This window comes from Acinetobacter sp. UBA6720 (assembly GCF_002454215.1).
Taxonomy (GTDB): Bacteria; Pseudomonadota; Gammaproteobacteria; order Pseudomonadales; family Moraxellaceae; genus Acinetobacter.
Genome location: NZ_DKIK01000033.1, coordinates 2,704 through 22,937 on the forward strand (window position 1 = coordinate 2,704; position 20,234 = coordinate 22,937).

21 protein-coding genes, 1 tRNA gene and 1 pseudogene are annotated in these 20,234 nt (G+C 37.9%); 8 read left to right on the top strand and 15 right to left on the bottom strand.

Translation table 11 applies throughout. From position 1 onward, the window contains the following. Window positions 1-62 precede the first annotated feature (62 nt). The 4 genes and pseudogenes from B4F08_RS02835 (at window position 63) to B4F08_RS02850 (ending at window position 3,899) form a co-directional block, all read left to right on the top strand. Window positions 63-713, top strand: a complete 651-nt coding sequence (locus tag B4F08_RS02835; RefSeq protein ID WP_005324289.1) for an SOS response-associated peptidase family protein — start codon at window positions 63-65, stop codon at window positions 711-713. A gap of 107 nt (window positions 714-820) precedes the next feature. Continuing rightward, window positions 821-1,456, top strand: coding sequence for a LexA family protein (locus tag B4F08_RS02840; RefSeq protein WP_005324292.1), 636 nt, complete (start codon window positions 821-823; stop codon window positions 1,454-1,456). A 12-nt stretch (window positions 1,457-1,468) separates the two neighbouring features. Further along, window positions 1,469-1,966: pseudogene (locus tag B4F08_RS02845) on the top strand (Y-family DNA polymerase); the annotation flags it as partial. A 382-nt stretch (window positions 1,967-2,348) separates the two neighbouring features. Further along, a complete protein-coding gene (locus B4F08_RS02850) occupies window positions 2,349-3,899 on the top strand; it encodes an HNH endonuclease family protein (RefSeq protein WP_279666737.1) in 1,551 nt (516 codons plus the stop codon). A gap of 344 nt (window positions 3,900-4,243) precedes the next feature. On the opposite strand, the gene B4F08_RS02855 is transcribed toward B4F08_RS02850, so the two are convergent. The 9 genes from B4F08_RS02855 to B4F08_RS02895 form a co-directional block, all read right to left on the bottom strand. Beyond that, a complete protein-coding gene (locus tag B4F08_RS02855; RefSeq protein WP_291373028.1) occupies window positions 4,244-4,549 on the bottom strand; it encodes a hypothetical protein in 306 nt (101 codons plus the stop codon). Between the two features lie 558 nt (window positions 4,550-5,107). Then, window positions 5,108-5,422 (bottom strand): type II toxin-antitoxin system Phd/YefM family antitoxin, encoded by a 315-nt coding sequence (locus tag B4F08_RS02860; RefSeq protein WP_291373030.1) that lies wholly within the window; start codon window positions 5,420-5,422, stop codon window positions 5,108-5,110. Between the two features lie 178 nt (window positions 5,423-5,600). Beyond that, window positions 5,601-6,176, bottom strand: coding sequence for a DUF6088 family protein (locus B4F08_RS02865; protein ID WP_291373032.1), 576 nt, complete (start codon window positions 6,174-6,176; stop codon window positions 5,601-5,603). A 26-nt stretch (window positions 6,177-6,202) separates the two neighbouring features. Beyond that, window positions 6,203-6,484, bottom strand: coding sequence for a hypothetical protein (locus B4F08_RS02870; protein WP_291373034.1), 282 nt, complete (start codon window positions 6,482-6,484; stop codon window positions 6,203-6,205). A 29-nt stretch (window positions 6,485-6,513) separates the two neighbouring features. Further along, complete coding sequence (locus B4F08_RS02875; protein WP_291373036.1) at window positions 6,514-6,759, bottom strand: type II toxin-antitoxin system HicB family antitoxin; 246 nt, start codon at window positions 6,757-6,759, stop codon at window positions 6,514-6,516. 95 nt (window positions 6,760-6,854) lie between these two features. Next, window positions 6,855-7,238, bottom strand: a complete 384-nt coding sequence (locus tag B4F08_RS02880; RefSeq protein ID WP_176536940.1) for a hypothetical protein — start codon at window positions 7,236-7,238, stop codon at window positions 6,855-6,857. A gap of 33 nt (window positions 7,239-7,271) precedes the next feature. Beyond that, entirely contained in the window at window positions 7,272-8,036 is a 765-nt protein-coding gene (locus B4F08_RS02885) for a hypothetical protein (RefSeq protein WP_291373039.1), read from the bottom strand. Next, complete coding sequence (locus B4F08_RS02890; protein ID WP_291373041.1) at window positions 8,026-9,399, bottom strand: CAP domain-containing protein; 1,374 nt, start codon at window positions 9,397-9,399, stop codon at window positions 8,026-8,028. The genes B4F08_RS02885 and B4F08_RS02890 overlap by 11 nt, the downstream gene beginning before the upstream one ends. Window positions 9,400-9,425: 26 nt before the next feature. Continuing rightward, complete coding sequence (locus tag B4F08_RS02895) at window positions 9,426-10,034, bottom strand: hypothetical protein (protein WP_094148777.1); 609 nt, start codon at window positions 10,032-10,034, stop codon at window positions 9,426-9,428. Window positions 10,035-11,125: 1,091 nt separating this feature from the next. On the opposite strand from B4F08_RS02895, the gene B4F08_RS02900 reads away from it, so the two are divergent. After that, entirely contained in the window at window positions 11,126-11,467 is a 342-nt protein-coding gene (locus tag B4F08_RS02900) for a hypothetical protein (RefSeq protein ID WP_291373043.1), read from the top strand. Beyond that, complete coding sequence (locus B4F08_RS02905) at window positions 11,454-12,302, top strand: hypothetical protein (protein WP_291373045.1); 849 nt, start codon at window positions 11,454-11,456, stop codon at window positions 12,300-12,302. The genes B4F08_RS02900 and B4F08_RS02905 overlap by 14 nt, the downstream gene beginning before the upstream one ends. Before the next feature lie 61 nt (window positions 12,303-12,363). Here B4F08_RS02905 and B4F08_RS02910 read toward each other — a convergent pair whose 3' ends face one another. After that, window positions 12,364-13,314: a MobA/MobL family protein gene (locus B4F08_RS02910; protein ID WP_291373047.1), complete on the bottom strand. Its 951-nt coding sequence runs from the start codon at window positions 13,312-13,314 to the stop codon at window positions 12,364-12,366. Between the two features lie 606 nt (window positions 13,315-13,920). Between B4F08_RS02910 and B4F08_RS02915 the strand changes: the two genes are divergently transcribed. Together B4F08_RS02915 and B4F08_RS02920 are read left to right on the top strand one after the other, a co-directional pair. Further along, window positions 13,921-14,619 carry a hypothetical protein gene (locus B4F08_RS02915; RefSeq protein WP_094148768.1) on the top strand — a complete coding sequence of 233 codons (699 nt, stop codon included), beginning with the start codon at window positions 13,921-13,923 and terminating at the stop codon, window positions 14,617-14,619. 371 nt (window positions 14,620-14,990) lie between these two features. Next, the gene (locus tag B4F08_RS02920) at window positions 14,991-15,287 is read left to right on the top strand and encodes a hypothetical protein (protein ID WP_291373066.1); all 297 of its coding nucleotides are present in this window, start codon (window positions 14,991-14,993) and stop codon (window positions 15,285-15,287) included. 245 nt (window positions 15,288-15,532) lie between these two features. Here the strand turns inward: B4F08_RS02920 and B4F08_RS02925 are convergent, their stop codons facing one another. The 5 genes from B4F08_RS02925 to B4F08_RS02945 all read right to left on the bottom strand — a co-directional run bounded on the left by B4F08_RS02925 (window position 15,533) and on the right by B4F08_RS02945 (window position 20,223). Further along, complete coding sequence (locus B4F08_RS02925) at window positions 15,533-15,928, bottom strand: hypothetical protein (protein WP_291373051.1); 396 nt, start codon at window positions 15,926-15,928, stop codon at window positions 15,533-15,535. A gap of 34 nt (window positions 15,929-15,962) precedes the next feature. Continuing rightward, complete coding sequence (locus B4F08_RS02930; protein WP_291373053.1) at window positions 15,963-16,979, bottom strand: tyrosine-type recombinase/integrase; 1,017 nt, start codon at window positions 16,977-16,979, stop codon at window positions 15,963-15,965. 223 nt (window positions 16,980-17,202) lie between these two features. Beyond that, window positions 17,203-17,279 (bottom strand) — tRNA-Val (locus B4F08_RS02935). 43 nt (window positions 17,280-17,322) lie between these two features. Beyond that, complete coding sequence (locus B4F08_RS02940) at window positions 17,323-19,314, bottom strand: DUF3488 and transglutaminase-like domain-containing protein (RefSeq protein ID WP_291373055.1); 1,992 nt, start codon at window positions 19,312-19,314, stop codon at window positions 17,323-17,325. Between the two features lie 9 nt (window positions 19,315-19,323). After that, window positions 19,324-20,223 (bottom strand): DUF58 domain-containing protein, encoded by a 900-nt coding sequence (locus tag B4F08_RS02945; protein ID WP_086209563.1) that lies wholly within the window; start codon window positions 20,221-20,223, stop codon window positions 19,324-19,326. Window positions 20,224-20,234 lie beyond the last annotated feature (11 nt).

The window sequence follows — 20,234 nt, forward strand, 5'->3', positions numbered from 1 at the left end:
TTTTATTCTTAGTTGGGTTATTATTTGAGCGATGATTACAAAGAATAAAAAGGGATAAGTCTATGTGCGCAAACTTTGAAGCTATCAGAAAGAATCGTGCTTTTCTCCTAGATCTCCCTGAGCCTGATCAGTTGGAGTTCCCTGAAGACATTTTCCCGAACTATCCTTCACCTTTGATCTTTTCCAATGACGGCAAGATCGAATGGAGATCAGTTAATTTTGGAATGATTCCCAAATGGGCCAAGGAAAAGAATTTCGGCAAGTACACATACAATGCCCGGACTGAGACGGTCGCTGAGAAACCCAGTTTTAGGGAAGCTTGGCATAAGTCTCAGTTTGGCTTGATTCCAGTCGAAACCATCTTTGAACCTAAATATATTGACGGGAAATCTCACTGGTATGGGATTGCTCGTGAAGATGGCATGCCCTTTACAGTGGCGGCCATATACGAGAATGCTGTCATCAATGGAGAGCAAATCCGATCGATGAGTATGCTCACTATCAATGCTGATAAACACCCTTTCATGAAGCAATTCCATAAGCCTAAAGATGAGAAGCGTTCGATCATCGTAATCCCTGATGAATACCGCAAAGAATGGCTGAATTGCAGCTTTAAAGAGGCGCATGAATTCTTCTTTGAAATGCAGGATGAGTACATCTCCTTCCCTAAATCCCGCTTATCCGAAAATGGTGCTCAACCTAATTTAATTTGAAGGTGCATTGATTATCCACAGCTTTTAAATTTGAAATTTAATTTGCCACCGACTATCCTAAAAAAAGAGTTCAGTTCCAAACACGCCTCGTAGCGTAGGAGTCAAACATGTCAAAGAAACTACCGATCTATTTCTCGGATGACGTCTGGTCATTCCTTCAAACACTTATGGGCCCAGATGGCGCTCCAAGTCCTACAGTCAATACTGTATTTGAAAAAATACAAAAAGAGCATGAGCTAGGTTCTAAGTTTGATCTTAAAGAAATTTCAGTCAAAACCCGCCTCGAAATTCCGTCTGCACTTGAACGTTTTTCTGCTGGTCCTGCTTTTGGTACCAAAGACCATATCGATAAGTCGATCGACTTAAATGACTTCCTTATTTTTAACCCAATATCGACGTTCATGGGGCGGGTTGATAGTGAGTCTATGCTTTACGCTGGCTTTGAAATTGATGACCCTTTCTTGGTCGATAAGAGCATTACAGCACAGCATAGAGATATCGTTTTAGCCCTCATCGATGAGCGTGAAATAACACTTAAGCGGTTAATGATGACCGCTAAGATGTCAAAACAAGAAATCAAAGAAATGTTTGGGGATGAAGACTATGAACTTCCCCCTATTTGGCTAAGAGCTGAAAACCCAGCTTACGAGCATATAATTCCGAAAGACAGTCAGTCTATCTCCATCCAAGGGGTTGTGACCTTCAACCTCAAGCAATTTTATAGACGCTCTACCAGCAAATAAGAAGTATAAAAAATGAAAGCTGAAAATCGTATATTCGCGTTATTTGACGTGAATAACTGCTACGTCAGTTGTGAGCGTATTTTTAATCCGTCCCTTAATAATCGTCCGGTCATTGTTCTCTCGAGTAATGATGGTTGTGCCGTGGCACGCTCCCAAGAAGCCAAAGATATTGGCATTAAAATGGGTGTGCCAGTATTCCAAATTCAAGACATCATCAAGAAGCATGATGTTCAGGTGTTCTCCAGCAACTTTGCCCTTTATGGAGCCATGTCTCGTCGTTTTATGACTTTACTGGGGATGTATGTTGCACCAGGAGAACAAGAGATTTATTCAGTTGATGAATGCTTCTTGGATCTCACCAGCTATGAGCATTTATTTGATTTAACCGACTATGCCCAAGACATTCGTAAAACTGCTTGGCAGTGGCTTACTTTACCCTGCTGCGTGGGCATTGGCCGCTCTAAGACTGAAGCGAAAATTGCCAATCACCTAAAGTTAGGCAACTTGTTTTAGGTGATCCCTAATTATGACTATTGCATTGCACCAGCCGAAACTTGGTTGGTCGATGGATCGAGGAAGTTTGACTAGGGATTATTTTAGTTGGGAAGGGATGTTTATTGTCGTTAGCGATATTTTATAGTTAATGAATGCTAAGGATTTAAATCATTAGTTCTGTTGAATTATATGCGCGAAACGTGAATAATCACTAAAGATATGTTCTGGTTTATTAAGAACAAGAACAGCTAAAATCTTGATCTTCATACGAAATTTTTAATAGTTTCTTATAAAGCGTATTATGTTAGTTTTAAGAAATCTTAAAATTTCTAATATATGCTTTTATATGCTGAGAAAGATTAAAATACTTTAATTTCAAATACTTTAAGATACTAATATGTCACAAAAATTATTTTTAGACGCTTTAATCGGGCGCGATGATTTTGAAATTCAAGATCAAAATCTAATGTCTCAAGGACCTCATAAATCTACATTAGGATATAGTGATTTTGAGATTCCTGGATTTTTTTTCTCTTCATTAAGAAAACCAGATTTTCAAAGAGAAACAAATGAATGGGATGCTGAAAAAATTAAAGATTTAGTTGCTAGCTTCTTAGATGGTGATTTGATCCCTGCAATTATTCTTTGGAAATATGCAGATAGTTTCACATTTGTAATTGATGGTGCACATCGATTAAGTGCTATAGCGGCATGGGTTAATGATGATTATGGTGATGGTAAGATTTCTAGAAAGTTTTTTGATAATGCTATCCCTGAAGAACAAATTAAAGTTGCACAGAAAGCAAGAGATTTAATCAATAAAGAAATTGGTTCATTTAGCTCATTTAAAGAAGCTTTATATGATCAAGCTAGTGCACCTAAGAACATTCAAAGTAAGCTTAAAAACTTTGGTACTCGTGCTATTCAATTGCAATGGGTTGATGGGGACTCTAAAAAAGCTGAAGATAGCTTCTTTAAAATTAATCAAAAATCTACACCAATTAGTGATACTGAAATAAATATTCTAAAAACTCGAAGAAAACCTATTGGCTTATGTGCTAGAGCCATTTTAAGAGGTGGGCAAGGCTATGGTTATTGGGATAAATTTAAAGAGCAAGCACAAGAAATTAAAGAGCAAGCACAAGAAATCAATGAACTCATCTTTAATCCTGCACTAATGACCCCAATCAAAACTTTGGACCTTCCTCTAGGTGGTAAAAATCATGCAAGTAATTCTTTAAGCATGATCTTAGATCTATTAACGACATTAAAAGTGAACAGTAATGATGATGATACTGATGGAAATTTAACACTAAAGGCCTTAAAGGATATTAAAAAAACGCTTTATAGAGTGAATTCAAACCACCCTTCATCACTTGGCTTACATCCTGCTATTTATATTTACAGCTCTGTTGGAAATTTTCGAGTGAGTTCATTTAACTCTATTATTGCTTTCACTCAATATTTAACTGATAAAAAGAAACTCAATGTCTTCACAAAACATCGAGAAAACTTTGAAAAAATAATTTATTCATCAGAACACATCATTCAACAAATTGTTCGAAAAGCACGTCAAGCAAATAAAGCCATTCAACCACTTGTAGATTTCTACATCCATGTTTTAGATTCTTTAGAAAAGAATCTTTCAATTCAAGAAATTTTAGAAAAATTGCCTGAAAACCCTGATTTTTCATATGTTATTCAAGATACTGTTTTTGATTCCAATCCTGATTTTGAAATAGGTAAGAGCTTTTCTAAGAATGTAAAAAGCGAAGTTTTTTTACGAGATGCGCTTCTAGGTGCTCCAAAATGTAAAATTTGCCATGGACTACTCCATCAAAAATCAATTTCAATTGATCACATAAAACGAAAAGAAGATGGTGGAAATGGAAGTATTGATAATGCTCAATTAACTCACCCATACTGTAATACAACTTATAAAAATTAAAAGGTAAGACTCGGTACTAATCTTAGTGCCTATCTAACTTATGCGAAAAAGCTCTCACACGAGAGCTTTTTTTTATTCACACACTGCACGCAAACAGTGACATGCACTTTTGTCGAAATCGAATGGGCTGTGCAGGCTGAAAGCAGGAGGCACAGTATTAAAACTTTGATCATGTGTATTAGTTCCGACCTAATCTGACAGTTACCGATATTTGGTTAAGACTGTCTAGGATCAGCTCAATCAGATTTCTCAAAGAGGGAATTTTAGCCCTATTTAACATAATGGGGCTATTTCTGCAGGCTATGCAGAAACAACAAAAAATGGGAGCTGATAGCTCCCATTTTTTATTTTTGTTCATGTTCTTTGTAGTACTGATGTGCTCTCTTAGAATTATGTTTCCAACTTTTAGCAACTTTATAAACGCAAGTCGGAAAATCATCCCAAACTTGAGGTAAGCCTGCACCACGTGCTACTCGAATTTTAAGCGAATAACTTTTGTATTCAATATGATGCAAAAAATAAAAGCTACGCTCTTGCTGAGTTCTAAATTTCTTAAATATAGAACTTCTGACATTAGGGTAAACCTTCCAAAGATAATCGTGTCGAGTACTTTGTATTGATTGCTTGTATTGATGTTTTAGTTTTTTCATTGTTCCTCCTAGGTAACATTACCTAGAAGGGATCCTCTGCGAAATAGTACATCGTCTTTAACCCTGTGAATTAAAATTTAGTATGTAAAAATATCACCAAGTAGTATGAAATAAACTACTACAAGGTAGTATAACTAAAATCAATGTATACAATATGTGAGACCATTATTTACTAAATACTGTCTTGTTTATTGGGCTCAGGAAAAATATGAGGAATTCAAAACATTCTTAGCATTAAATCCTGAAGCAGGAGATGTAGAGCCTAATATAGGTGACAGTCCAAGAATAGACCATATTTGTCTAGGAAAGTGGTAGCAGTCCAATTTTCATAATCACTCGTCAACCTTTTGATCCATTTCGGCAAATCGGCTGAAAGTAACTTTGCATATTTTTCAGGTGATAACTCATTTTTTATTGCTTTGTACTGGCTTATAATCGAATCTAAAAGTACAACTGTTAAATTAGTTTTACCAATTTCAACTGTATGACACTCTTTCCATTCAAGGGCATCTGAATCGAATCTTACGAAAATCCCATAAATATCACTAACAGCCCTGCTTATTGCCCTTCTGCTTCTTCAAACACACCTTTTTTGTTCAAAAGCATAGGTTTGATCGACTGACCAGTTAACTGAGCAATATCCAACAGATCACAAACCATCTGTTGTCCTAGCTGTTCACGTCGAGCAGCTTCAACGATTTCCTGCATGTTTTGAAATTCTTCAAAGCTTAGAACAACAGCTTCGGGCGTATTGTTCATGCAAACAAAAACCGGTTTATGGCTATCTTTGACAGCTTGAACAATTTTACTCCAAGATTTGCGAACATCAGTCGCAGAAACAGTCGCACCATTAATCAAAGTTAATCCCTTCATATCTAAGACCTCATACTATATGGTAAAAATTGCATCATATTTGCCCTATAATTTGACCATATTTCAAGCATGCAATATCAATATTAACTATGCAATTTAATTCTTGATCGCCTACTTGGAACAGGAATGACAGGTAGGGTGCAAATAGGAATAGTTCGTAGGCTTACACAGGAATAGGCTATTTCGGCAAATCCGCTGAAAGTAACTTTTCATACTCCTCAAGTGACAACTGATCTTTGATCGCTTTGATGATCTTATCATCCACAACATTTGGTCCTAAATAATACAGAGCTGAGATCGCCATACCGACCTTTTGTAAAGGGTATTGAAGCAGTCGTTGATCATCCGCGTGATTCAGTACCACATCTACACCCGCCAGTTTGAATCGCCTTGAACGGCCACTGGTATGCAAGACATGATATAGCGGCACTTGAGTACTTAGCCCTAAACGATGGGCACAATAGCCGCCATCATATTGAAACGTCTCACCGGTTAATCGAGTTATCGCGGCTAACACTTTGGAGAGATCAGGGGGTAAGGCTCTCGGCGGATTAAAAAGATTTGAGAATTTAACTTTATAGTAAATATTAGGGATAACCTGACTGACCTCCCCTTGATCCAGATAAGGAGATAAAAAGCTTAATAGCTGCTTCTTAGAAAGAGCAACACTGATATCTTGAACAGAAAACACTGAGTCGGCTGCTAAGTTTTTCAATTCAGCTTCTACTAAAAGTCTTTTAATATTGTCATTCATAGGCACAATCCGTCATCTTGATCTACTTATTTCAGACCAAACTTTTCTAATGCAGCTTCATTAAAATCCTCATTAAACATCTGCTTCACCCGATGCTCTCTTTTTAACGTTGCGACAGTAGCGAAAAAACATGCCTCACATAAATACAGTTCATAGTATTCTCCAGCATGCTTGGAGCCATTGCCCCAATTGGCAGACAGGACAGCATGGTTCAGTTGAGTGGACTCCTTACAAACGTCACATAAAATATCTGCGAGTTGTTCTAGGTCTTTATCTTGTTCTAAATCTTTGTGTTCTTTGCTTTTCACATTGGTCTCCTCACTTTTGATCCCTGTGATTATTTCAGCGCCAGAACTAAAGCAATCAGGATCTCACCCTCTTGGCATTCACTGGGTGGGGGTAAGATTTGATTCTCTTCACGATAAAAATCCACACTGGTGAACAGTGCATCTTTGGCCATCTGTAGGGCATCCTCGAAATTGTCACCGCAAGTCATTGCCTCTGGAATATCCCGAAATGAGACGTTGTAAGCTTGACCTTCTTGTTCAAATTTTGCTGGATAAAATATTGGACTACACACCATGATCGAATTCCTTTAATACTGATCAAACCATTCATTTCTTGCTTTTAAAGCCCCTGTCTCAGCAAGGGCCTGTCTTGATCATTGTTTTAAATGCTTTATCTAAAATAATAACCCAGCGTATCGTCTTTTGAGTCTCCCCACCCTGTCCAGATTTCTGTCAGCTGGACATAATCCTGATTGATGCTTTTGACTTTGTATAAAAAGCTACGGGGCGGCGAAGTCTCATTGAGGCGTACTTTTTCGATTAAAATAAAGGTCTTGTCATCCAACCATCTGACCCTAAGCGGCATAGGATCCTGACACTGTCCCAATTCTGCATACATCGCCGCATCTTTACCATTTTTGGAGAAGGACAAGCCCGCACATTGGACATCCGGGATGTCCATCACCAGACGTTTTCCAATAAGACTTTCTTTGGCGCCCGCACAGGCCAAGCTTGAAAGACTGAGACATAAGCCCGCTAAAAATATTTTTTTCATGATGCTACTCTTAATTTATTCAGTTGAAGCGGTTTAAAACATATTGTCAATAAAGCCACACTGTAATATGTGCTGTGATGGATTCACGGGATGGTCATACAGACTGATATAGGCAATCATGTCGGTCAGATCAGAAACATCCCGTTTATAGTGCTGGGTATAGATGTAAATCTGTTTAGGGCTGTAACGCTTTCCGTTTTGAAAGACCTCTCCGTTAAACACTTTTAAATGCGGATACTGTTGAAAGACCTGCTGGGTCTTGGTTCGTTTCTCATTGTCATGTGCTGAGGCTTGATCCCACTGCTGTTTAAAGCGTTTAAATTGCTGCCCGCTATAGTGACTGAACTGAATCTTTAACCCTTCCTCTAGCTTCTGCTTGGTCTGAGCCATGTCATCATTGCGATAAATCGAGGTGCTTGCCCCAGCCACACTGACCTGCATCAAAGCCTCAATCCGTTGAATCGGATTGCGTTGATCGTTGGACAAATAGACCTCTATTTCAGGACAATCCTCACAGTAGTTTTCATCGTCTGGATCATCCACAACAGTTGATTTTTGCTGGGTGTATTGCTGCTTAAATTCTTGCTGTAGAGCCGTTAGATCAGAGGCTGTGGTATTCGTCCAATCTCCCGTGGCCAATTGATTGCTAAAAGACTGTTCTTGCTTGGCCCAATCCAAACAGTTTAAGCCCTGCTCTAAAGTCACTGCATTGGCGGTAGAAACAGATTGAGCTGCAACAGTCTGCCATGCAAACAGTGAAGTGCTGGCGAGTAAAAATGATCTCAGCTTAAATGTCATCGGATGATTCTCCTGCTGAGCGTTGCTCTCCTGATAAGTGCTGTTCACTAGACTGATCATCAACTTTAAACCAGTAGGTATAGTCCTCAGCTTTTCCATCCACCAATACATTCTGCACATTAACGTCATAGATCACGTTGTATTCCATTGCGCTAAAATGGAATTGCAGATTATTGGCCACTAAACCATAGCTGATATTGTCATACTGGATGTTGCTGATCGTTTGGATGTGCTGATTATCCCGTCTAGTCACGACCAGCTTCGCCTGTGAAAAATCCACCGTATTGTTGGCATAGGCATTTTCTGGATTGACTAATATCGACAAGGATAAAGGTTCAGCTTTTGAAAAGAATTTCTTCGGATACACATGATAAGGATAAGCAATCACCCCTTTCGGCATCGTAGTGCTTAAGGTTTGCGATGCATAGGGATAGACCACTTTCATTGCAGCGCCTAAGATGGTCGATACGCTTTTAGCCTCAGTATTGGAGACTTCACCATAGGCGGTTTTGCTCAGGAATGGACTCAAGATATGACGTCGATGTCCGATGCTGCTCGAGTTTTTTTCAATCAACCAATTGATCAGATGGGTATCTGCACCGTAGCTGGCTAAAGGCTGATAGGCTTGAACAAAGTTCAAGTTCGATGTTGAAGCCCCTTGATAGCCAATGTCACTAAAACAGCGCCAAGTACGATCCGGATAGTGTGAGGTCTTTTCATTCACCGCCAGTAACATAGAGGCTTGCATCATCTGATCTTCATAGGCTTGGTCATAGCGAACTTTCGGCAGATTATGTAAGGCACGAATCTCATTCAGGGTATTGATAAACAGCTGACGCTCCGCCTCACTGGGTCTCCCTGCCTGACAAGCATTCAAATCTTTATGCTCCTCTGCATCCGCCTCAATGACATCTACCACCATCGTGCTATTCACAGGCAGAAGCTGTGAGGTTCCCGCCTGTGTCAGTTTTAAAGTACATTTGCCCAAATCTAAGGCTTTTAACTCGCCTTGTTCGAAGTCACAAATATTCGGACTTTCACTGCTAAAACTGAGGGCCAGATCTTGATCCGTCTTTAGGTTCAACTGATAGGCCTGACCTTTGAGAAAGCGCTGGAGCTGTAAGGGTTCAAAGCGTTGTGCTGTCTTGTTTTTACAGATCCCTTCTTGGAGATATTGCGTTTCAGAACACGTGACAGGCTGAGGTGAAGTACCACCATCGTTTGCTCCATCCGTTCCACCACTATTGGAACCAGTGCTTCCGCCTGAACCACCACCGCCACATCCGACCATGGCCATACTGATGGCCAGCATCAAGGTGCTGGTTCTAATCGATGCTATCCCCGTTTTTGAATGTTTCATCATTTTATTAGCCCTCTTATTCTTGGTTTTTATTGGTAATGATCAGCCGACAGCAGTTGACGAATTTCACTGGCCATTTTTGGGCTACGCCAAGGAAACAACACTTTAAGGCAGTAATGCGGTTTGAATGGGTCGCGTGTTCCAATATTGACTTGGTATTCTCTTTTGACTGGGCTGCGATGTTCGTGATGGTGGATATGCGTTCCCGTCATCGGATTGCTGGTGATTGTGCTGGAATAAGAGACTTTATCTTCAACTAAGTTGAAGTGGCCAACCGAAGTAATATAGTCAAATGGGTATTTCACTAAACGCTGTTCAGGTTCATCAAACAGAATAATGGTTTTATGCTGACTGTTAATCCAGACCCCACGATTGTGATAATTAAACTGTTCACCTTGACGGGTCAGTTGCTCCGTCATGCCTGCAAAGTAAGTATTGCCATATTCATAGAAGTAATAAGTGATCACAAACCACAACAGCCAGATGCCAAAGAATAGAGAGCCAAACCATCCAAAGGAAAAGACTTTAGCCATAATTAAAAAAATGACGATCGGCACCACGATACACTTTATAAAAACTTTGGATTTTGGTGGGCGATTTTCGATTGGAATGATTTTTGGTTGAGTGAATTCAGACATCATTGTTCCCCGCATGTTCAATGCAATTGACAATCACAAGGGGATATAAAAATAAGTATTTTTTATAGGCGTGATTGAGCCATCCACCTTAGAGATTGTTCGTGTAAAAATGTTTTTTTAATACAGCTTAAAAATTAAAATCAGTGCTGTATGCCCTGTTGAATGACACAACAAGGTTGAACAGGTGCGGAGGCACAATAAAGAATAGATGGATACAGCATGAGAAGCTCCTTGTGTTAAAGAAGTTCTACCAAATTACTGCTAAATAATGGTGGCAGAACGAGAGCGGGTTAGCAGACTGGAACACAAGAATCCAGCACGTCAAAGACGTCCCCCTCCCGTTCCACCGCAGAGGGGCACGAGGGGATAAACACTAAAGGACAAGTCCTTTAATGCTCTTGTGTTGGACGGTCTGCTAAAACCGACTGGCAATGTAGGCCAGCGAGCTCATATTAGATTTATCCAGCGCTTTAGTCAATTTTGCGATACGATAAAATTCACATGATCGGCTTGAATAAATTCAGTTAAGTTGTTGATTTCGCCCATCAGCTCAAATTAAAACCATCGATGGGCTCATTTTGATGCTATGGATCGGTCTAAAATGAACTGCTCTTCTGTAATAAAATAAATGAATAAAATGATTGAATAAATCTTCGCCAAACATTCACTTTTTTAAGTGGATCTGAAGAAAAACTCTACTTCGTCAAACGATACCTTCCTGTTCATCATAGGTAGACCCAGCCGTCAGACTTCGAAAATAACTAAAGTTTAATCAATGAATTAATGAAATGTTGCGTTTTGTAAAAATAATCAAATATAACGTTGACAGCTCACGGGATACGCAGATAAGCTTATAGGACACAGCAAAATCTGTGTTCAGGCGTGAGAACCTGATACAATCTAGGTGCAAATTAATGTCGCACTCGCGGCTATTTTTTTGCCTACTGTTTTAGCAGTCGTTATGGCAGCTTGATAGGGCAACCGTAAGGTTGGCTGATCCTAGATTCAGTATTCTCACCCCTGTCTCGCTGCCACCATTACCGTGAGAAGTAATGCTGGTAAGTATTTAAAACTTATCTAGGACCACTGCTATGAACGCTACTTTTCATTGTGCATACACTTGCACATCTAAAAAACAAGCCTCTCAACTGATTGTTGAACTTGGCAAAAGCATTTCAAATCCCCAGCGTCAAAGCTTAACCCATCTTTATCAAGCACTTGATACTGCAGACTCCATGCTGACCGAGCTTGAACATGCGCACCAAATTATTCGTCAATGCATGCGTCAGATGAATGATGAACAAATCGCTGAAGTCGCTAAACTCAATCAAAATAATCATACCCCTTCGCTCTGGGCATTCCGTACCCATCAGCGTCAAAACCTGATTGAACGTGCTGAGCGTCTTTTGGGAGCACGTTATGTCCAAGGATAATCAGCATATTCTGCTGGCTCCCTCGGACTACCCTTTAATTGCTTCGCCTACGCTTGCAAAAGCGTATGGCGTCGCAGCCGCGACTTTTTTACAAAAGCTGCATTACTGCTTAGAAAAAAGTGATGCTCAAGTCCACAAAGGAAAAAAGTATTGGTTTCATAGCTATGAGCAATGGCAACAAACCCTCGGGATCTATAGTGTCTCAACCATTAAACGGATCGTCGCTAAATTAAAACAGGCAGAGATTTTAGTGATTAAAAAGCTCTCAAAAAATAAATGGCTCCAAACCAATTTTTATTCAATTAACTATAAAAAGTTAAAACAATTGATCCAGCCGCATACTGAAACTCAAGCTCAGGCGCAATCGTCTACTCAAACAACGAGGACAACAGATACAAAACCAGCTAACAACGTACATCCTGCGAAAAATACACAAGCTGATATACTAACGCAGTCGATTCAAAACGCGTTTCACACTCTCAAAGATCAGACAGATACACCAACGCAGTCCTTAAAATCAGCGAAAGGTTCCGTACAGCCAAACCTTGTAATCTCAGAACATACGATGGCACAAGGATTGAATCAGCCGCTCTCTCCAATTGCATCACATGAAATTTTGAAAAATATGAACCCTGATTATCGTCATTTTTATCAAGCGCTGTTGCAGCAGCGCGTTGATATTCATTATGCAGATCAGCGTATTCAGCATTTACTCAAACAGCAGAAACACGTGATTCGACATATTGCCTACATCAAACAATCCTTTTGTGGTCAGGAGCGATATCAATGGCATCTACTTGAGCAATTGCAAATCGACAGCTATTTAATCAAGTGAGAAAGTTGATCACATCTATAATCAAAACTTGCTTATGACTCAGCCAGACAATCAAAATAAATCAAAAGTCGAAATCATTGGATTTAGGCTTCTGAGCAATATCATTATTTTCATATTGATACTGATTTCTTCTGGACAATTCAAGCTGATACTCGGCTTGATGCAATTCATATAAATTCGCTTCTCGAATCTCTTTAACTGTTTGTCTAACCATTTTAATTTTTTCTTGAATATCCGGATCTTTACTATGCAAATAATGCCTCGGTATTTGCGGAACATCTTTTAAATTTGTCCCATTTTTTTTATTATAATCCTCATTCGATAAACATGAGACCTTATTTTCAACGTGTAGTTTCACACCGTAAATTTCAATTTCTTTAACTGGTGCATATTCTTTTAAAAATTTATTTATGACATTTTCTGTGATTTTTCGATAATGATTAATTTGATGACGACCTAGCCCAATTACATCTGCGGTTAGTTTCTTGGCACCGCCTCTCTCAGGATTTTTTGGACAGTGTCTTTGAAAATACAGTTCTGGTGTTCGTTCAATGCCATCATAAATACTTCGTTCAGAATATAATAAATGCAAATGCGGTTGTTCATAACGCCCATCGAGGGTTGAAACATGATTATGAATTGCAAAACTATATGGCATCTGATATTGACCGCAGAATTCATATATCAGTTGATTTGATAACTCTATGCGCTGCATATAATTGAGTTCTTTCGGCAAAGCAACGGTAATATGCGTAGATGTTCGACCATTCATACTTTCATATTGATCTGCTGCATTCCAAAATACTTCGGGGCTATCAGCTGCCCATGCTGGCATATTGGCGGATGCTGTATATTCAAGCTCTTCAATATCTTGTTTATGCGTTGAAAAATATAATGTTCGCGTAATGTAGTGATAACCGAGTTCTGAAGAATGTCTAAATTTGTCTCTACGCAAATTTTTATGCTGAATTTTTAGCTTTTTGACATTATGACGTAAATCAAAATAATACATATACAAATCCAATTTCAAATAAAGAAAATGGATCATATAAAATTATTCAAAAATTTTATTCGTTTGATGCAGAAAATGAAAAATAATGCAATTTTTTTTATAGAAAATATATCAGCATCATAAATGTACGTACTTTTAACGTGTAACACCCCCAGTTTTAACGTGTAACAACAGAAATTTTAACGTGTAACACCGAACAAACTTTAAGCAAAAAAACATGTAACAGCCCCAATTTTTAACGTGTAACAGACGTTTGGGTGATTTTTAGCCATCTCAAGTGCTTTTTCGAATATCCAATAAATAATATCATCTAAATACAATAACTTAAGAAACTAAAAGTGCTCCGCAGGGCGAGAAGTAGTGTTCATTAAAATTTTCTGAAAGAAAATTTTAATGAACACGGAGACGAGATAAAAATCATTTTTTTGCATTCGCAAAAAATGATTTTTATCTCTCATCACTAACAGTCCAAACTAACAGCAAACTAAAAGTGAATAGCAGCGAGTAGAAAAAAAAGCAGAACTTTTTTGAATATTTAAACTTTTCTCAAGTTTTAAAATTGACATGTGATATACATTTTTTATTTTTTAGTGAGAAAATATCAAGATGAGTCGTACAGCATTAACAACACAAGATCACATTTATTCAATAGAATATTTTGCAATGAATAATCCCGCTTTCGAAAAAACACATTATGATGTCATTCAATTAATCGAACGCAAAGATTTAGAAGACTTTAATGAAAAAGAAAAGCAATTAATCAGAAAAACATATCTATATACAAAAAGAAGAAAGAGGTATGATAATGAACTTCTTTTTATATTTAAAAAAGATCCAAACTCGATCACAAAAATAGAACGCGATATTTTAGATTATAGTTATTTCGGAGAAGATGTTCCTCCAGTGCTTGAACATTATTTTTTAGCGGAGAAAATGTTAGACAATTATATGTCAAAATTACCAGAAAACATGAAAATAAAAATTCATCAAAACATCTTGGACACGGATGATGCTTTAGACAAGCAACAAAACATTAAAAAGAGAAATAGAGAGAATCATCAAAAATTCTTTATTGGCGGGACATTACTGTCGCTACTTAAATTAAATAATATTGATGATGATCCACTCGATCTATTATTTAAGATCATAAAACTTCATCTAATGCAGGATTACTTCAATAAAGAAGTATTCTCAGATACAGAGTTAAGTGAATTTAATATCTCTGATATCGGCAGAGAATTCAACAATAAAAAGAACGCAATTTCTCTCAATTTAAACAACCCATTTAAAATCTATGATGAGTAACCATTAAAAATTAACAGAAAAAGTAGCAAACGTTAATAGCCGACCTGAATTAAGGTCGGCTTAGCAGTGTGCGTTTCTAAAAATTCAATTCTCTTATTTTATAATAATATTTTTTAAAATTCACTTTACAAAACAGAATTACATATTTTAAAAAATCCCATCTAAATAAACTTAAGACTATTTTACTGATATAATAAATTAAAAAATAAACCTTTTTTTTGTTTTTTTAAACTTTTCTCATCTTTTTTTTAATTACTTTGATAATGTACATTCTAAGTTTTTTATTCTGGTGTTCTTATGAAATGATCATATAGCTGACTCTCTGTGATCATTTCATAAGAACACCAGTTTCACAGGATAATAAAATGGGTATGAATAAATATATTGTTATTGTTGAAGCAGAACATCCTCCGCAAGTCTTCCTACATGACACTATTCCTAACGTAGGTAAAGTGCTGGAACTTAAAGCAGAGGAATTCCCAAATCGAGTTACTGCTGCTTGGCTGGCACAGCGTTTTAACTTGTCACGTAAAACAATTATTGAAAAAATTGGTGCTTTTAATAAGGGGGACGATAACAAGCATCTTTATGATCCTAAAGAAGTAATGCCCATTTTAGAAAACTTCAATGTGATAGCATCGAAACGAGGAGCACGGCGTAAAAATTAAAAGGGCTTATTGCCCTTTTTTATTGAACTTTAATATCTCATCTCTTAAAGTAACAGTAATATCTAGTCCAATCTTAAATAATTCATCCTGTGTCTTACTTGACATAATATGAGTATATGCGTGGTCGAAATCTGTAGTTGAGTTTTCTTTAATCAATAGCTCATAAATTTCTTTAACTTTTTGAATAGACTTTTCCAAAGTAATAAAATGTATTTTTTCCTCTATAGAAGAGTTTTTACTATAATTTATCGCGTAAATATGCAACAATCTAAGTAATCATCTAAATCATTTAATAACTTTGTTTCAAGCTCTATATACTCTTTGCAATAGCTTTCATCTCTTGTTTTAGCTGCCTCTACCATTGTGTCAATGTGATTTATAAAATTATAAAAATTTGTACGAAAAGATTTTATGGCGTTTATTATATCTTTTCGTTCTTCATGTATTCTTTGAGCATTATGTGGCTCTCGCCAATCATTAAATAACAACATAGCAACTACAGCTGCAAACAATGTTGCTGAAGCTGAAAGTACATCCACATCAAAACTAAAAATGTGCTTAGATATTGCCCCAAATATTAAACAAACCAAATAAATAGCGACACCAATTCCAATAAGCTCAAATGCATTAAATTTTTTCATAGTTATTAAAAAGCCCCACTTAATGGGGCATATATTAAGCAGCATTTAGCATTTTTGCTATCTCTGATGCCGTCGGGTTGTAGTAAGTGTTCACCAGCACCCCAATGGTTTTATGACCTGTTAGCTTAGCTAATATCTCAACAGGCAATTTTTGGTTATTCACAAAGCGTGTAATGGCCTCATGACGTGAATCATGGAACGTAAATGCTCCAGCAAGTCCAACACGCTTTAAGTTACGCTGCCAAAGCAGTCTAAATGAATTGGAGTTGTGTTGGACCAGTAGCCCTTCTCGCTTAGGCAGTAGATCCAATAGCGCTCTTGCCTTTGTCGTTAACGGGACATCACGTGAGGTACCATTCTTCGTATCGGGCAAGTGAACATAATCAGGAAAGACATGTTGGCTTTCAATCCCTAATATCTCACCTTTACGCATAGCAGTTTCAAGTGCAAATAAGAAACTCCAAGCTACATAATGTGCTGGTGTTTTCGGCACCATACCTTCTTCATAGTTATCTAAACCCACCAATACCTTTTCGATTTGATCTTGGCTTATACGGTTCTTTCTTGCAGGTGGTTTAATTGGCTTCTTAACCAAATTGAATGGATTTGAAGGTAGTAAAAATAGTTCACGTACAGCAAATGTGAAAACAGAAGATCCAAGGCTCATTTCTTTATGAATCGTCCCTGCTTTCACATACTGCAGTCGTCTTTCTCTATTTTCAGTAATTAGCTTTGGAGTGAGATCATAAATAGAGTATTCGGTCAGTTTGCCGTAATACCGTTCTAAATATTTGATGTGATTTTTGATGTAGACTTTGCTTTTAGTAAACTGACCAATTTTTTCGTAATAGATATTAAATAGCTGCTTTACGGTGTACTGGGGTTTATCTAAATTTTTGAGCTGCTTCTCATACTCAAGCTGTAATTCCATGAGTCGCTTGTGCGCCCATTGAATACATTCTTGTGAGGTATCTTTAGTTGCGGCATCACGAAGATGCTTGTATTTGACTTGGATGCGCCAGGCATTGCCGCGTTTGACAGGTTTTTGCATATTAATAAACTCTCAATATTTGGTGCCGAAAATGGGCGCCATCCATCTTGAGATACATACGACCATCTCAAAATGGATGGCGCCCGAAAGCGAAATATAAAGCAGTTTTTAATGCAAATTTTGGGTATTTTGATTCCCCAAAGCTGACCTATTTGACAATAAAAACAGGGAAATATCGTTACAATACTCCCCTTAAAATATTGATTTTACTCAATATATATCTTGGTAGGTATATCCAGACTCGAACTGGAGACCTCTACGATGTCAACGTAGCGCTCTAACCAACTGAGCTATACACCTAAAGTTCCTGCATAATATTCACTTTTAAAAAGTATGACAAGCGCTATTTCTTGTTTTTTAACGCAGATGTGCAAGTTTTAAGCATTCGTTTAAATTGTTGAATATTTTTTGCATTCAACCGATTGAAATAACGTATTTGTTGATAATAATCAGCTGCCTGCTTAAATAAAACTTGCTGTTCAGGTTTAACCTCTTGAGCTAAGCGCAACAACCATTGATTTACCGTTTCGGCATTTTGCTTACGCTGCTCTGCGGTTAAGCTTTTAGAAAAATGCAAAATTGCAAGATCATATTCAGAAATCTGAGCACGTTTACGCCAAAATATAGCGAACCAGTACAATAGAACTAATCCACCAATACTGATCATAATCAGTAATACTAATGAATAATTGGATTGAAGTCCCAATTTTTGCAACCACCCCCTTTGAGTTTCTGCATTATAACCAACGACTTTGCTTTGCCATTGATAACTGGCATAGTCACTCCAAATGCGCATTTTATTTAATACGGAATAGCGCTGTACATTCCACCGACTACTCTGCCCCCAAACCCTAGTATCTTGACTCATTAAGTCTTGCATACCCTGTTCAATACGCTGTGGCGCAATCATGGCTGTTGGATCATAGCGTTTCCAGTACCCATCCACAAAAACTTCCGTCCATGCATGTGCATCTAACTGTCGAACTTCCCAACTTTTTGCATCTGGTGAAAGCTGACCACCTTGATAACCGACCACGATACGGGCAGGAATTCCCACATAACGCATCAGCATCGCAAAACTAGAGGCATAATGTTCACAAAACCCTTGTTTAGACTGAAACAAAAACTCATCAATACGATGTTGCCCCAACAAACCTGGCTGCAAGGTATAGCTAAAGCCATTATTACGATACCATTGCAAAACATTTTGGATATAACGGTTCGGATTGTCATTACTTTGTTTAAAGAGTTGTTGTGCAAATTGTTGTGCTTTCAGATCCATTTGCTCAGGCGCTTTTAAGTTAATACTTCGTTGCACATTGGATAATTTAGTTTGAGTAAGTTGGACATTTCCCATCCATTGCAGTGAAATCGGCTCTACACGCTGTACTTGACGATAAGCCTGAATACTCCAATCCTGACGTAGCTGATAACGTCGCTCTAAAGGTTGTGAATATTCCAATCCCATGATCCAAGGAATCGCGGCATCGGCGGGTAAATATTGATAGTTCCATTTTTTAGATGCAGATATTTGGCCTAGCGTCTCATTTGCAATACTTTGCTGATTGATAAAACTACTGGTCCACTTTTGACCATCATACTGATCTAAGACCATCGCACGCCAGTAAAGCTCAGAACGCTTTGGGAGCTGACGAACATCGCCAATAATACGAAAAGCCAAATGACTCGACTGAGATAATTGTGCAATATCACCAGGTGACATACTGTCGCTCATGCCTGTCACCGCTTTATTTTCAGGAATTGGAATATGCCAAAGTGGGGGTAAGCGTGGAAAAAACATAAACAACAGCACAAAAAAAGGCAGTGCGAGACCTACAAATTTAATGACGTGTTTTGCATCTTGCTTTAAAGCCAAACTACTCGAATTTTGAGATACGAAAAAACTGGTTTGAACTCGATACAGTCCCAATAAACAACTGAGCAAGCACAGTAAAACCATGGCAGCCATCATAAATGACTGACTATGTAGAAACATACTCGCCGCAACAAATAATGCAAAATTAAACAAAATGATCACATCACGCTGCGTTTTTGTTTCTAAGGCTTTCGCAAAGAGAAAGATGCTTAAAATAGCTACGCCCGCTTCCACCCCTAAAAAGCTTTGATAGCTCCAAAAAGTGACCGCTAGAGCAGCAAGGGTCAAAATGTAAATTGCCCATTTCGGGAAATGGTTGCCCGTAGATTGCATGAAATTCCACAGACAACCGATACAAATGGCGAAAATGACACTCAATAGCACAGGGCTAAAACTTAGTTGTGTGACCCAAATCAAACTCAGTGTCAGTACAATGGCAATACGAATAGAAGAATGCATATTTCTCTCCTATGCCTGTGCCAAAAGTAATTTAGCTTGAAAGTATTGTTCTCGACCTATGCCTTTGGCTAGCTCAGCATGTGGTAAATACAATGCATAGGCGTACTGCAACTGCTCACATTGTTCAACCAAGCCCATCATCAAACTTAACTTTTCTTCATGCGAAGGGCTCGGCATATGTGCATAGTGGATTTCTAAACTGTGCTGATCCTGATGTTGTTCAAAGACTTTAATGAATAAACCTTGACCTTGCGCCACTTGTTTCCATGAAACAGCCTGTAGAGAGTCACCTTCTTTAAAATTTCGCAATTCGCGGAATTCATCCATATCAGGTTCAAAACTATGTTGCTGTTGTTTGTTTTCAGCCGCCAAAGACTTAGCTTGAGGTGCTATCCACACAGGTGCTTGGATAAAAAAATAACTCCATGCACGAACGAGGCCAAACGGATATGTTGAGTAAATTTTGATTTGAGGGAAACCAAACTGCCCGCGATCTTTTGGAAAAAAATTTAAATCGACCACCTTATGGATATCTTGAATAAACAACTGTTCTATATGATCTGCATAAGCAATCCAGAGGTATCGAGGCTGTGAATGATGTTGTTTGAAATGCATTTGTAATTGCAATGCACTCTCAACCTGCCCTATTTCAGGTAAAACCAGATCAATACTAAGACCATGCAACTGCTTAAAAGTTAAATAAAAACTCATACACAGCACAGCGCTGATTAAGAAACAAAACGCTAAAATTAAGTTATTGGCATAATTCACCCCTGCAATGAAGGTGATGAAAATCAAAACCAAATACAAATATCCTTGCTGATAAATAAACACCAATACATCTTTTTGGGTCAGTTGTTTTTCAGCCTTAAATTGAAAGCGTTTCGTGATCCAGTTTTGCCACAGCATGCGTCTGCTTA